General features: G+C 66.1%; 13 protein-coding genes. 3 read left to right on the forward strand and 10 right to left on the reverse strand.

The features are described from left to right. Positions 1 to 23 precede the first annotated feature (23 nt). Complete coding sequence (locus SriyCCGPB3_RS17480) at positions 24 to 1,250, reverse strand: acetylornithine transaminase (protein WP_006467246.1); 1,227 nt, start codon at positions 1,248 to 1,250, stop codon at positions 24 to 26. 63 nt (positions 1,251 to 1,313) lie between these two features. Here SriyCCGPB3_RS17480 and SriyCCGPB3_RS17485 point away from each other — a divergent pair, with 63 nt between their 5' ends. Then, positions 1,314 to 2,186 carry an ion transporter gene (locus SriyCCGPB3_RS17485; protein ID WP_110713514.1) on the forward strand — a complete coding sequence of 291 codons (873 nt, stop codon included), beginning with the start codon at positions 1,314 to 1,316 and terminating at the stop codon, positions 2,184 to 2,186. A 55-nt stretch (positions 2,187 to 2,241) separates the two neighbouring features. On the opposite strand, the gene SriyCCGPB3_RS17490 is transcribed toward SriyCCGPB3_RS17485, so the two are convergent. Then, positions 2,242 to 3,234 (reverse strand): YiiG family protein, encoded by a 993-nt coding sequence (locus SriyCCGPB3_RS17490; protein ID WP_153854454.1) that lies wholly within the window; start codon positions 3,232 to 3,234, stop codon positions 2,242 to 2,244. Between the two features lie 93 nt (positions 3,235 to 3,327). After that, entirely contained in the window at positions 3,328 to 4,146 is an 819-nt protein-coding gene (locus SriyCCGPB3_RS17495) for an SDR family oxidoreductase (protein WP_180854330.1), read from the reverse strand. Between the two features lie 108 nt (positions 4,147 to 4,254). Here SriyCCGPB3_RS17495 and SriyCCGPB3_RS17500 point away from each other — a divergent pair, with 108 nt between their 5' ends. Further along, a complete protein-coding gene (locus SriyCCGPB3_RS17500) occupies positions 4,255 to 4,938 on the forward strand; it encodes a hypothetical protein (RefSeq protein WP_164161135.1) in 684 nt (227 codons plus the stop codon). Between the two features lie 141 nt (positions 4,939 to 5,079). On the opposite strand, the gene SriyCCGPB3_RS17505 is transcribed toward SriyCCGPB3_RS17500, so the two are convergent. From SriyCCGPB3_RS17505 to SriyCCGPB3_RS17520, 4 genes are all read right to left on the reverse strand, one after another. Further along, on the reverse strand, positions 5,080 to 5,583 hold the full coding sequence (locus tag SriyCCGPB3_RS17505) for a hypothetical protein (RefSeq protein WP_180854331.1): 504 nt from the start codon (positions 5,581 to 5,583) through the stop codon (positions 5,080 to 5,082). Then, complete coding sequence (locus SriyCCGPB3_RS17510; RefSeq protein WP_164161139.1) at positions 5,583 to 5,912, reverse strand: hypothetical protein; 330 nt, start codon at positions 5,910 to 5,912, stop codon at positions 5,583 to 5,585. Before SriyCCGPB3_RS17510 ends, SriyCCGPB3_RS17505 begins: the two co-directional genes overlap by 1 nt. A gap of 183 nt (positions 5,913 to 6,095) precedes the next feature. After that, on the reverse strand, positions 6,096 to 6,584 hold the full coding sequence (locus tag SriyCCGPB3_RS17515; RefSeq protein ID WP_429000800.1) for a DUF2867 domain-containing protein: 489 nt from the start codon (positions 6,582 to 6,584) through the stop codon (positions 6,096 to 6,098). Between the two features lie 14 nt (positions 6,585 to 6,598). Then, complete coding sequence (locus SriyCCGPB3_RS17520; RefSeq protein WP_110713522.1) at positions 6,599 to 7,261, reverse strand: serine/threonine-protein kinase; 663 nt, start codon at positions 7,259 to 7,261, stop codon at positions 6,599 to 6,601. Positions 7,262 to 7,346: 85 nt separating this feature from the next. On the opposite strand from SriyCCGPB3_RS17520, the gene SriyCCGPB3_RS17525 reads away from it, so the two are divergent. Further along, a complete protein-coding gene (locus tag SriyCCGPB3_RS17525) occupies positions 7,347 to 9,344 on the forward strand; it encodes a bifunctional DedA family/phosphatase PAP2 family protein (RefSeq protein WP_153854459.1) in 1,998 nt (665 codons plus the stop codon). A 123-nt stretch (positions 9,345 to 9,467) separates the two neighbouring features. On the opposite strand, the gene SriyCCGPB3_RS17530 is transcribed toward SriyCCGPB3_RS17525, so the two are convergent. The 3 genes from SriyCCGPB3_RS17530 to SriyCCGPB3_RS17540 all read right to left on the reverse strand — a co-directional run bounded on the left by SriyCCGPB3_RS17530 (position 9,468) and on the right by SriyCCGPB3_RS17540 (position 12,302). Next, complete coding sequence (locus SriyCCGPB3_RS17530) at positions 9,468 to 10,046, reverse strand: LON peptidase substrate-binding domain-containing protein (protein ID WP_110713526.1); 579 nt, start codon at positions 10,044 to 10,046, stop codon at positions 9,468 to 9,470. After that, complete coding sequence (mpl, locus tag SriyCCGPB3_RS17535) at positions 10,043 to 11,407, reverse strand: UDP-N-acetylmuramate:L-alanyl-gamma-D-glutamyl-meso-diaminopimelate ligase (protein WP_110713528.1); 1,365 nt, start codon at positions 11,405 to 11,407, stop codon at positions 10,043 to 10,045. The genes SriyCCGPB3_RS17530 and mpl overlap by 4 nt, the downstream gene beginning before the upstream one ends. Before the next feature lie 331 nt (positions 11,408 to 11,738). Continuing rightward, positions 11,739 to 12,302 carry an adenylate kinase gene (locus tag SriyCCGPB3_RS17540; protein WP_110713530.1) on the reverse strand — a complete coding sequence of 188 codons (564 nt, stop codon included), beginning with the start codon at positions 12,300 to 12,302 and terminating at the stop codon, positions 11,739 to 11,741. Positions 12,303 to 12,371: the final 69 nt, after the last annotated feature.

Raw genomic sequence — 12,371 nt, forward strand, 5'->3', positions numbered from 1 at the left:
GATCCGATCCCAGCGCCATGGCTTCAGCGCGCGGCGATGAACGCGGCAATCGCCGCGCGCAGGCGCTTCAGGCCTTCGGCCACTTCTTCGTCGGTGATGTTCAGCGACGGCACGAAGCGCAGTACATCCGGGCCGGCCTGCAGGGTCAGCAGGCCCTGCTCGGCGGCATGGTCGAGGATCGCCCCGGCCTGGCCGGCGAAGTCCTTGCTCAGCACCGCGCCCAGCATCAGGCCACGGCCGCGCACGTCGCTGAACACGCCGAACTCGTCATTGATGCGGGCAAAGCCATCGCGCAGTGCCTTTGACTGGCGGCTGACATTGGCGGCGATCTCCGCCGAGGCCAGCTTGCGCAGTGCCACGCGGGCCACCGCAGCAGCCAGCGGGTTGCCGCCAAAGGTGGTGCCATGCGCACCGAACTGCATGGTCTCGGCCACCTTCGGGCCGGCCAGCATCGCGCCGATCGGGAAGCCACCACCCAGTGCCTTGGCCAGGGTGACCATGTCCGGCACCACGTCGTCCTGCCAGTGCGCGAACAGCGTACCGGTACGGCCCATGCCGGCCTGGATCTCGTCCAGCACCAGCAGCGCGTTGTGCTGGTCGCACAGCTCGCGCACGCGCTTGAGGAAACCGGATTTGGCCGGCATCACGCCGCCCTCGCCCTGGATCGGCTCCAGCATCACTGCGGCCACGTCGCCGGCAGCCATCGCGGTTTCCAGCTGCACCTCATCGTTGAAATCGATGTAGCGGAAGCCACCGGGCAGCGGCTCGTAGCCTTCCTGGTACTTCGGCTGAGCGGTGGCGGTCACCGCGCCCATGGTGCGGCCGTGGAAGCTGCCGCGGAAGGTGATGATCACCCGCTTGTCGGCCGGACGCCCCTGGCTGGAGGCCCACTTGCGGACCATCTTGATCGCCACTTCATTGGCTTCGGCGCCGGAATTGCACAGGAACACGCGCTCGGCGAAGCGGCTGGCCTTCACCAGCTCCTCGGCCAGGTGCAGCGGCGGCGCGCTGTAGAACACGTTGCTGGTGTGCCAGAGCTTGCCGGCCTGCTCGACCAGCGCGGCCACCAGGTCCGGGTCGTTGTGGCCCAGGCCGCACACGGCGATGCCGGCAGCCAGGTCGATGAACTCACGGCCCTGGCTGTCCCACACGCGGGCGCCCTGGCCTCGCTCCAGTACCACCTGGCGGGGCTTGTAGACCGGCAGGTAATAGTGCGAAAGGGAGATCAGCGGATCGGTAGCGGCGGTCATGGCAGTCGACAGGGTTCAGGAATCCCCATTCTCGCGCCGGAACCCCTGCGGCACAATGCGCCCATGCGACCGTTTTCCGCCCCCCAGCTGAACCCCGCCACCGAGACCGGCTGGCGCCGTCGGTGGTTCGACATCATCTACCGCCATGACTCGCGGCCCTCGCGCAATTTCGACCTGATCCTGGTGGTGGCGATCATCGCCAGCATCCTGGTGGTGATGATCGACAGCGTGCAGCACCTGCATGCCGAATGGTCCACCGGCCTGTACATCCTGGAATGGGGCTTCACGATCATCTTCACCGCCGAGTACCTGCTGCGGCTGGCGGTGGTCAAGCGCCCGCTGCGTTACGCGGTGAGCATCTGGGGCATCATCGACCTGCTGTCGATCCTGCCCGCCTACCTGTCGATGTTCATCCCCGGCGCGCAGAGCCTGCTGGTGGTGCGCGCGCTGCGCATCCTGCGCGTGTTCCGCATCCTCAAGCTGACCCGCTACATCGAGGAAAGCGGCGTGTTGATGACGTCGCTGTGGCGCAGCCGGCGCAAGGTGCTGGTGTTCCTGTTCACGGTGATCACCATCACCATCATCGCCGGCGCACTGATGTACGTGATCGAGGGCCCCGAACACGGCTTCACCAACATCCCGGCCAGCATGTACTGGGCGGTGGTGACCATGGCCACGGTCGGCTTTGGCGACATCGTGCCGCAGACCGTGCTCGGCCGCTTCGTCACCTCGGTACTGATCCTGATCGGCTACAGCATCATCGCCGTGCCCACCGGCATCTACACCGCCGAACTGGCCAGCACCATGCGCGAAGCCGAGCTGGCCGCGCGTCGTGATGCACGTGGCTGCCCGGAGTGTGGACTGGAAGGGCACGAGCCGGATGCGCGCCATTGCCGCAAGTGTGGTGGCCAGCTGCCGGATGCGTTCAGTCATTGATGCGGGCGCCGGCGATGTACACCGGCGCTCGCTGATCACGCGATGAGCGGGAGCGCTACTGGCGGTTGCTCTGGAAAACGAGCGTGTTGTATTCCTGCATCAGCTTGTTGGCAGAGCCACGCGGCGCCATCGACGGCGAATCAAGCATGCGTCGTTCGAAATCGGTGTAAGGCTTCTTCTCGCTGACGCGCTGCAGCCGCTCCTTGCCTTCGCGCCGGAAATTCTCGGCCCCTCGTTCGAAGCCTTCCCAGTCCGACTTGCCCGGTTCCTGGTCGGCAACCTTGGCGTGCGCTTCATCGGAAATGCGGTTGAAGGCATCCAGGCGTTCGCGGGCCTTGGCCTGATCGAAATCATCCTCGCTCATCAGATCCATGATGGCCTTGGCTTCCAGCATCATCGCCAGACGGTAGTACTCGCGCGTGCGCCCCTCGGCCTGCTCCAGAACCTTGAGCTGCTCGCGTTGGGCAGCATCGTTCTGGCGCTCCAGCTCGGCATTGAACGTTTCGCTGGCAGCCACGAAATCCTTGAAAGCGGCCATCAAGGGCGCGTGCAGCTGCTTGCCCTTGGCGAACTGGTCGTCTTCGTAGTCCTGGCGATCGTAGTAGTCATGCGCGTCCTTGCTGAGCGGCACCAGCGCCTTCAGCGCCTGCTGGTAATGGCCTGCAGCGGCATCCAGATCGGCCAGCGCCGGCTTGGCAGCAATCGCCTCGGTCACCGGAGCGTCGCACTGCTTCATGTCGTAGCCGCTGATCTCGAACGGACCGTAAACGTGCGTCTCGCGTCCGGTCGGGCCAGCGTCGACATCCTTGATCCAGCGCGTGTAGGACTGGATGCTGCCGTGGGTTTTCGAATCCAGCGCGTTGAAGCAGCCGATGTAGGCGTTGAGCTTGGCGGTCAACTGCTGCTGTGTATCGGACGGGGCCGCGCTGGCCTCCGGCGTGCCGGAGGCAGCGGCGCCGCCTGCAGCTGCGGGGGCCTTGCCACCGCAGGCGGTCAGGATCAACGACAGCGAAGCGGCCAGCGCCGCGACGGAAAGAGTGCGTGACATGTGCTCACATCCTTGTTGAAAACGATTACAGCCACGCATTCTAGCGCAGCAGGCCGAGGGTCGCAGCCCTCGGCCTCTTCCGGCGACGCGCGGTCAATCCAGGAACAGGTCCGGCAACAACGCGCGCGACGGATCCACTGCATAGCCGGAAAGATCGGTGACACCGGCCTGCGCCAGCACTTCATCGTCGATCAGGAACTGGCCGTGGAAGCCGGCCGCTTCGCGCACCAGCACCGCATGGGCGGCATCGGCCATGATCTGTGGCGTGCGGCAGCCGGCCGCATCCACGCCCGGAATCATGTTGATCGCATCGGTGGCGATCACCGTGCGCGGCCACAGCGCATTCACCGCCACGCCCTGCGGACCGAATTCTGCGGCCAGGCCCAGGGTGACGAAGCTCATGCCCATCTTCGCCAGCGTGTAGCCGGTGTGCGGTGCCCACCACTTCGGCGCCAGGCTCGGCGGCGGTGCCAGGGTCAGGATGTGCGGATTCGGCGCCTGCTGCAGGTACGGCAGGCAGGCCTGCGCGCACAGGAAGCTGCCGCGTGAGTTGACCTGCTGCATCAGGTCGAAACGCTTCATCGGCGTATCCAGCGTGCCGCGCAACCAGATCGCGCTGGCGTTGTTGATCAGGATGTCGATGCCACCGAAGGTATCGACCGTGGCCGCCACCGCCGCCTGCACCTGCTCTTCCTCGCGGATGTCGCACTTCAGGGCCAGGCCCTGGCCGCCGGCCGCCGTTACCGCTTCGGCAGCGCTGTGGATGGTGCCCGGCAGTTTCGGATTCGGCACCGACGACTTGGCCGCGATGGCCACGTTGGCGCCGTCGCGCGCGGCGCGCAGTGCGATGGCCAGGCCGATGCCACGCGAGGCACCGGTGATGAAAAGGGTTTTGCCCTGCAGACTGCCCACGTTCCACACTCCAGCGTATGCAATGAGCCGCTAGTATGCCGCGCCGACGCGGAGTTCACCCGGCCTTGACGATACTCAGGCCTCCAGACAACGCACGAGGTCCACGCCATGCGCCGTTCCCGCCTGTTGCTGCCTGCCCTGGGGCTTGCCCTGCTGACTGCCTGCCAGGGCCGTTCGCCGGAACCCGGAAAGGAGCCGCCCGCCGGTGACGCGCCCAGCGCGGAGAAGGCCGCCGCCGACGGCAAGATGCGCTGGAGCGAGGCGGTGGTCTGGGATGGCGACCTCAACGCCTGCCGCCAGGGCGAGAATGCTGCGACCCGTGATTGCCTGCGCGATGCGATGCGCGCGGGTGGCGCCAGCACCGATGCCATCACTGCCGCCGAGCAGTTGTCCAGCGGCGGTGAGCTGGCCTATGTGACCGCCTGGCACGAGAACGAAGGGCTGGGCATTGCCACGGTCGAGTATCCCTTCCGCGCCAATACCAACGAGGGCACGCGACTGGTCGATGCCAGCGGCAAGCGCATCGACGTGGATGCCGTGCAGTTGGACGACACCCTGCGTGCCGACCCGACCGTGCAGGAACTGCTGAAGGCCAGCCCGCAGGCCACGCCGTTCGCGCCGGCACAGTCGGCCGGCGCTTCGCCATTGGATAACGGCGGCATCCGCCTGCTGTACCGCACGCCGCTGCGCGACTGCCACGCCTGCCCGGATGTGGGGCAGTTGCAGATCGCCTATGACTTCGATGCCAAGCGCAACTTCATCGGCCAGCAGGTGGTGCCGGCGACGCCGTAAGGCGTTGAGCGTCGCGATGCTGTGGTCGCCGGGCCATGCCCGGCGACATCGACCGAGCGGACCGTGGATATTGGCTTTCCCCTGACCAAAAGCCGAACGACGACCAGAGCGGCAGTACCTCATATTTCGCGACGGAGAGAATCAAAGGGATCGTCGATAGAATGATTCAGTCGCCAACCGGCTTTCAATTACCGATCTAACATAGGTAGCCCGCGCCTTGCCGGACTGTGAGTACTCGGCAAAAATCGCCATTGCCTCGGACCTCATCTCGGCACCACCGGTGGCCGTAAATACGAAAAATGAGGGCTCAAGATAACCAACAGTCTCTCGCATGAATCGCCTGCACTCATCAAGCGGAAAATCTATGGCGTAATCCGCCCAATCGATGTAGCGCCTCCAGAAACCAGCCACCCCCCATTTCCCGCGTTTCTCATCAACGAAGAGCTTCAACTCAGAGAGCATATTGGCACATGCATCTACAGTTTCGTCATCCAAATCCAGGGAAGCGACGCGACCGGGATCAACCGCCTGCCAACAAAAAACCATAAAGTCTGCAACAAAGTCCTCTTCACAGCCTTCGAAGAAATTGCTCTTGTACCAAGCAATAGTTTTCGCCACATCAGCCAATTCATCAGAATCAATCATCATCTCACCTTTCCGCCGGTTCCCTCGATGTTGGCGTTGAAGTTTCCAGCCCCCACCAGATCCATCTCGACGCTGAAGCGACGCCGCATCTGCACAGGCAGTGCGTTGTTGCCGGGAAGGCTGACATCGGTCACGGCAAATGCGGTCTTGCCGTTGTAGAGGCTGACACTCTCACCAAAGAGATCGTCCTTCAGCGCGGTCAGATTCTGCGCGGACTCGATGAGCTTGCGATTCTCCTGATACGGCTGGACCGCCGAGACCGTTCCCGCACCCACACACAGCACCAGTACCGCAACAGCGCGGTACTGCCAAGCAGAAAATCGACTCACAGCATTCCCCTCGCGTCCGCATGCGAGCCCGCGCAAGGGCGGCGCGACGACGCTTCCATGCGACTCTCTCGCTCTCGATTCTAGGTGAGTACCACGAGCAGATGAAAGATGTTCTCAGCGCCAATTATCTGGCGTCTGTGCGCAATCATTGAATTGCGAACAGCACCCACGCATGGCGTGGATCTACCGGTACAACCGCACCTGCTTCTCCAGCAGATGCGGCACGATCAGCCGATGCACGGGCGCAACCGGCAGCATGTACACGCGCCCGAACGCGTTGTGCGTATGCACCACCGTCGCCACCTCCAGCAGGTCACCCTGCCACTGCAGCGCCAGCTGCACGCGAAGATGGCGGTCGTCGTCTTCCAGCACGATGGCATCGTCGTCCAGCGACTGCAGGGTGAAGATGCCCAGCCGCTGGCCGGGTTGCGGATCCTCAACAACCTGCACCGCACGCAACGAGCCCAGGTGCTTCATGCCGAGCAGGCGCATGCCGCGATTGCGCAGCGCCATCAGCCCATCGAACCAGCCGGGAATGGTCGCCGCCATATCGCGATAGGCCTGCAAGGCCGAGCGCCCATCGCGACGGGTCGTCGCCTGGCAGGCGTGCACGAAGTCGGCACCGGGCAACTGCGCACGCAGCACACTGCAGGCAGTTGGCGGCCTGCTCACGACGGACGCACTGCTCACGGCTTCGGCCCCTGCCCTTCGTTGTCTTCCCAATGCAGGATGCGGCGGGTGACGAAGCGATAGACCGGCTTGCCGGTAGCAAACCACAGTTCGCGCACCCACGAGGTGCGCTTGAGCAACCGCTTCTCCACCGGGGTGAGCGACTCGCGGCAATACATGCGCTTGTGCTTGAGCAGGTGGCGCAGGTCCTCGCGGGCCAGCAGCCGCATCCAGCGCGAGCGCGGGTTGCCGATCACCGCCAGCTGGAAGTCGATCAGCGCTGGACGACCGTCTTCGGTGACCAGCCAGTTGGCTTCCTTGGCCAGATCGTTGTGGGCCACGCCATTGCGGTGCAGCTGCTGCAGCAGCCGACGCGCCGAGCGGAACCAGGCCAGATCGCCACGCGGCGGGCGCTGGTACATGGCATCGCCGGCCATGAAGCTGCGGTCGAGATGACGGCCATCCCACGCCAGCAGCTGCGGCACATCGGCCATGCCGTGGATGTGGCGCAGCGCGCGTGCTTCGCGGCGGGCCAGCCACCAGGCCGGCAGCCGCAGCCACAGCGGCGTGGCGCCCAGATCACGGCGCACGAAGGGGCCATCGGGCCCTTTCACAAGAAGGATCTGGCCGAAGCTGTCGGCCTTCAATGCGTGCGGTGGAGCGTCTGGCGAATGCGGCATGGGCCCATTCTAGGCGATGGCGACGGTTGCAAACGGTCACGAAGCGGCTGGGAACCAGTCACCTTCACGCCCCTATAATCGGGCAATGGACTCTTCATGGATCGACGCCACGCTCGCGTGGATTGCCGCTCACCCCGTGCTGGCGGGTGCCGTTATCTTCCTCATCGCCTTCTGCGATGCGGTGATCATTCTTGGCGCCATCGTGCCGGCGCTGCCGCTGCTGTTCGCGGTGGGCGTGTTCATCGGCCTGGGCCAGATCTCCGGGCCGTACGCGGTGGCGGCAGCGGCACTGGGCGCGTTCGCCGGTGATGGCATCAGCTACTGGATCGGCCGCCGCTGGGGTGACCGCCTGCGCGGCGTGTGGCCGTTCAGCCGCTACCCGCAGCTGCTCGACCGCGGTGAGAACCTGTTCCGCCGCAATGCCTTCAAGAGCATCCTGATCGCACGCTACGTGGGCGCGATCCGACCGTTCGTGCCGGCCATCGCCGGCATGATGAAGATGCCCGCCAGCCGTTACGTGCAGGCCAGCGGCATCGCCAGCATCTCCTGGGCGGTGCTGTTCCTGGCGCCGGGCTGGATTCTTGGCGAAGCTTACGACGCAGTCGCGGCGGTGGCCGGGCGTCTGGTGGTGGTGGTCGGCCTGCTGGCGGTGATCCTCGGCCTGGTCTGGGCCATCGTGCTGTACGGCTATCGCTGGTCGGCCGCGCGCATGGACAACTGGCTGGCGCGCCTGCTGGATTGGTCCAATCGTCACCCGACGCTGGGCCGCTACACCGTCGGCGTGCTTGATCCCAAGCGCCGCGAATCGGTGCCGCTGGCGATGCTGGCGTTGATGCTGCTGGTACTGGGCTGGGGCTGGTTCGCGCTGCTGACCGTGGTGGTCGCACACGGCGAGCCGCTGGCGATCGACCTGCTGGTGCACCAGGCCATGCTGGCACTGCGCAACCCGCTGGCCGACTACCCGATGGCCGCGCTGGCGTCGCTGGGGGCCTGGCAGGTACTGCTGCCGGCCACGGCGGCGGCGATGGGCTACCTGATCTGGCGCCGGCGCTGGATGGCCGCCGCGCACTGGCTGGCCGCGCTTGCCTTCGGCCTGGCGCTGACCATGCTGCTCGGTGCCACCGTGGATGTGGTGCGCCCGGTCGACGCCAGCAGCGGCTTCGGCTTCCCGTCGGTGTCGGTGACCATGGCCACCATCACCTTCGGTTTCTTCGCAGTGCTGATCGCCCGCGAGATGCCCGGCCGCACCCGCGTCTGGCCGTACCTGGTGTCGGGCATCGTGGTCAGCCTGATCGGCTTCTCGCGCCTGTACCTGGGCGCGCATTGGCTGAGCGATGTGATCGGCGGCATGCTGTTCGGCACGTTCTGGCTGCTGGTGCTGGGCATCGCCTACCGCCGCCGCTTCAACCGCTCGTTCTGGGTGAAGCCGGTGGCCTGGCTGTTCTACGGCGTCTTCGCCGTGGCGGCGATGTGGTACGCACCGCGCCATATTCCGGTGAAGCTGGAACGCTTCGAGCCGACCCTGCCGGCACCGCAGGCGATGGACATGCAGGCGTGGTGGCAGCACGACTGGGCCACGCTGCCGGCGCGCCGCAACGAGTTCGACGACGACCAGCGCTGGCCGCTGGACGTGCAGGTGGCGGGCCCGCTGGCGCCGCTGCAGGCACAGCTGGAAGCCCGTGGCTGGAAGCGGCAGGAGCAGGCCGGCTGGCAGCAGGCGCTGCTGATGCTGGACAAGAACACCGGCGCCGACGAGCTGCCGGTGTTGCCGGCAACGCTGGACACCCGCGTGGAAGCATTGCTGATGGTGCGCCAGGGCGCGCAGCCGGATGAGCGCTACGTGCTGCGCCTGTGGCCGGCGCCTGCGCAGCTGCAGCCGGGCAACACGCCGTTGTGGCTGGGCAGCGCACAGACACTGCGTTACGAGCGCCACTTCGAATGGATCGGCATGTGGCACCCGCTGCGTGGCGTCGACCCGGCCATGAATGCCGTGAAGGAAGCCGTACAGGGCTTGCCGCAGCACGAGGATGTGCACAGCGAAACCGGATTGCCGGTGCTGCGGTTGAAGACAACCGCGCCCTGACCGGCACCGGTGCGCGATCACCCACTGTAGAGCCGAGCCCATGCTCGGCTGCTCTTCGCGGGATCCATCAAGCCGAGCATAGGCTCGGCTGTACAGCAGATCCACGCCATGCGTGGATGGCTGCTATGGCATCCAGCCCAGCAACTGCTGCAGGCGTTGGTGCGGGTCGTCCATCTGCAGCAGCTGCAGGCGCTGCTGCTCGCTCAGTGGCAGCAGTTCGGCCAACCGCCAGCCGACCCAGCTGGCCTGGTCCAGCAGTGCCGGGTTGGCCGGCGCATAGGCCTCGCCAGCCTGTTCGATGATGTGCCCCAGCAGCGTGGCCAGCAGCGCGTGCTGCGGCCGCAGTTCATCGTCCGGGTCTTCCTCGCACCAGCGCACGTCGGCCACCACCAGGCCGTTGTCGCGCACGCGGGTGCGCTCGACGTGGAAGCGGCGGGTGCCGCGCAGGCGCAATTGCAGCACGCCGTCGGCGCCGACATCGAAGTCTTCGATACGCACCTGCACGCCATAGGCGGCCGGCGTCGCTGGTGCACCGACCTCCTGGCCATCGAGGATCAGGCAGACGCCAAACCCCTCACCACTGCGGCCGCTATCGCGGACCAGGTCCAGGTAGCGGCGCTCGAATACGCGCAGGCCCACCGCCGCACCCGGTACCAGCGTGGTGTGCAGCGGAAACAGCGGCAGCGAATCGTCGACGCTCATCGGGCCTGCAGGGCGGCGAGGAAGCGACGCGGCGCGCCGTCGAAGCCACCGTTGGACATGAACACCACGTGGTCGCCGCTGCGCGCGCTGGCCTGCAGTTGCGCCAGCAACGCGTCGGTATCCGGTACCGCGTGTGCTTCGCCGCGCACCGCGGCGATCACCGCAGCGGCATCCCAGACCAGTTCCGGGCGATGCAGGAACACCACTTCATCGGCCAGCGCCAGCGAGGGTGCCAGGGCCTGCGCATGTGCGCCCAGTCGCATCGAGTTGCTGCGCGGTTCCATCGCGACCACGATGCGCGCATCGCCGACCTTGGCACGCAGGCCTTCCAGCGTGGTGGCGATCGCGGTCGGGTGATGGGCGAAGTCGTCGTAGACGGTGATGCCGTCATGGCTGCCGATCACTTCCATGCGGCGCTTGACGCTGCGGAAGCGCGCCAGTGCCGGAATCACGTCGGCCGGTGCCACGCCCACCGCATGCGCGGCGGCCAGCGCGGCCAGGCCGTTGAGCACGTTGTGGCGGCCCAGCAGCGACCACTGCACATCACCCAGTGCCTGGCCGCGATGGTGCACGCGGAAGGCACTGCCATCGGCGGCCAGCAGTTCGGCGTGCCATTCCAGCGACGGATCGAATCCGAAGCGCTCGACCGGGGTCCAGCAGCCCATCGCCAGCACTTCGGCCAGATGCGGGTCCTCGCCGTTGACGATCAGTCGGCCACGCGCCGGCACCGTGCGCACCAGATGGTGGAACTGGCGCTGGATCGCGGCTACGTCCGGGAAGATATCGGCGTGGTCGTATTCAAGGTTGTTGAGGATGGCCACCAGCGGCCGGTAGTGCACGAACTTGCTGCGCTTGTCGAAGAACGCGGTGTCGTACTCGTCGGCCTCGACCACGAACTCGCGGCCCTGGCCCAGGCGGGCGGAGACGCCGAAATCTTCGGCGACGCCGCCGATCAGGAAGCCCGGCGATCGCCCGGCGCTTTCCAGCAGCCAGGTGAGGATGGTGGTGGTAGTGGTCTTGCCGTGGGTGCCGGCCACGGCCAGCGTGTCGCGGCCCGGCAGCACCTGCTCGGACAGCCACTGCGCGCCCGAAATGTAACGCTGGCCAGCATCGAGCACGGCTTCCACGGCTGCGTTGCCGCGCGAGAGCGCGTTGCCGATCACCACTTCGTCCGTCCCGGCCGGCACGCTGTCGGCGCGGTAGCCCTGGTCCAGGGTGATGCCCAGCTGCTCGAGCTGGGTCGACATCGGCGGATAGATGGCCTGGTCGCTGCCGCTGACCGAATGGCCCAGTTCCCGCGCCAGGGCGGCCACGCCGCCCATGAAGGTGCCGGCGATTGCAAGGATATGTACGCTGCTCATGACCGAGGATTGTGACCGATGACGGCTGTATAGGGCCAATGTCCGCTCCCGGGTAAGACAAGTCCTACACGGGATGTGAGAAAACTCCAATCTTCTGTCAGGGAATTCCCGATAGCGATGTTCTGTGAACCCGGACACAATTCGAACTGCCAGCCGCAGTACCCGAACCGGTCCTACTCCCCAAGAGGCCATCCCCAAGGGAGCTCATGCTGCGGGGCCCTGAGCAAGCCCTCTGCTGGCGCCTATCAAACGACACAGGCCTGATCCTCGCGGACCAGGCCTGTGTTTTTTTGCGCCCGAGGGGCCGGCAGCTCGCGCCGGCCCGGCCGGATCAGGCCTTGATCGCCGCCAGGATGCGGGCTTCGATCTCGTCCAGCTCACCGACGCCGTCGACGCGGGCCAGGGTGCCACGGCCGGCGTAGAAGTCGACCACCGGAGCGGTCTGGTCGTTGTAGACCTGCAGGCGCTGACGCACCGCTTCCGGATTGTCATCGGCGCGCCCCTGCTCCTTGGCACGACCGGCAATACGGTCGACCAGCAGCTCGGTGGCCACGTCCAGCTGCACCACGGCATCCAGCGGCTGGCCGATCTTGGCCAGCAGGCCGTCCATCGCATTGGCCTGGGCCACATTGCGCGGGTAGCCATCGAGGATGAAGCCCTTGGCGACATCAGCCTGGGTCAGGCGCGACTCCAGCATGCCCAGCAGGATGTCGTCCGACACCAGGTTGCCGGCATCCATCACCGTCTTGGCCTGCTTGCCCAGGTCCGTGCCGGCGGCGATTTCCGCGCGCAGCATGTCACCGGTCGAAATGTGGGCGATCCCCAGCTTTTCCTTCAGGCGCGTCGCCTGTGTCCCCTTGCCCGAACCGGGCGGTCCCAACAGAACCAATCGCATTGACCTGACTCCAACGTGTTGAAAACAAAGAAGGTTCGCGTCCCGGACGGACCGGTATCGCTGCACCGC

The sequence above is a fragment of the Stenotrophomonas riyadhensis genome (genome assembly GCF_040256885.1).
Taxonomy (GTDB): domain Bacteria; phylum Pseudomonadota; class Gammaproteobacteria; order Xanthomonadales; family Xanthomonadaceae; genus Stenotrophomonas; species Stenotrophomonas riyadhensis.

Coding starts and splice junctions, on each gene's coding strand:
- SriyCCGPB3_RS17480 (WP_006467246.1), bottom strand. CDS start 1,250: ATGACCGCCGCTACCGATCCGCTGATCTCCCTTTCGCACTATTACCTG.
- SriyCCGPB3_RS17485 (WP_110713514.1), top strand. CDS start 1,314: ATGCGACCGTTTTCCGCCCCCCAGCTGAACCCCGCCACCGAGACCGGC.
- SriyCCGPB3_RS17490 (WP_153854454.1), bottom strand. CDS start 3,234: ATGTCACGCACTCTTTCCGTCGCGGCGCTGGCCGCTTCGCTGTCGTTG.
- SriyCCGPB3_RS17500 (WP_164161135.1), top strand. CDS start 4,255: ATGCGCCGTTCCCGCCTGTTGCTGCCTGCCCTGGGGCTTGCCCTGCTG.
- SriyCCGPB3_RS17505 (WP_180854331.1), bottom strand. CDS start 5,583: ATGATTGATTCTGATGAATTGGCTGATGTGGCGAAAACTATTGCTTGG.
- SriyCCGPB3_RS17520 (WP_110713522.1), bottom strand. CDS start 7,261: ATGCCGCATTCGCCAGACGCTCCACCGCACGCATTGAAGGCCGACAGC.
- SriyCCGPB3_RS17525 (WP_153854459.1), top strand. CDS start 7,347: ATGGACTCTTCATGGATCGACGCCACGCTCGCGTGGATTGCCGCTCAC.
- SriyCCGPB3_RS17530 (WP_110713526.1), bottom strand. CDS start 10,046: ATGAGCGTCGACGATTCGCTGCCGCTGTTTCCGCTGCACACCACGCTG.
- mpl (WP_110713528.1), bottom strand. CDS start 11,407: ATGAGCAGCGTACATATCCTTGCAATCGCCGGCACCTTCATGGGCGGC.
- SriyCCGPB3_RS17540 (WP_110713530.1), bottom strand. CDS start 12,302: ATGCGATTGGTTCTGTTGGGACCGCCCGGTTCGGGCAAGGGGACACAG.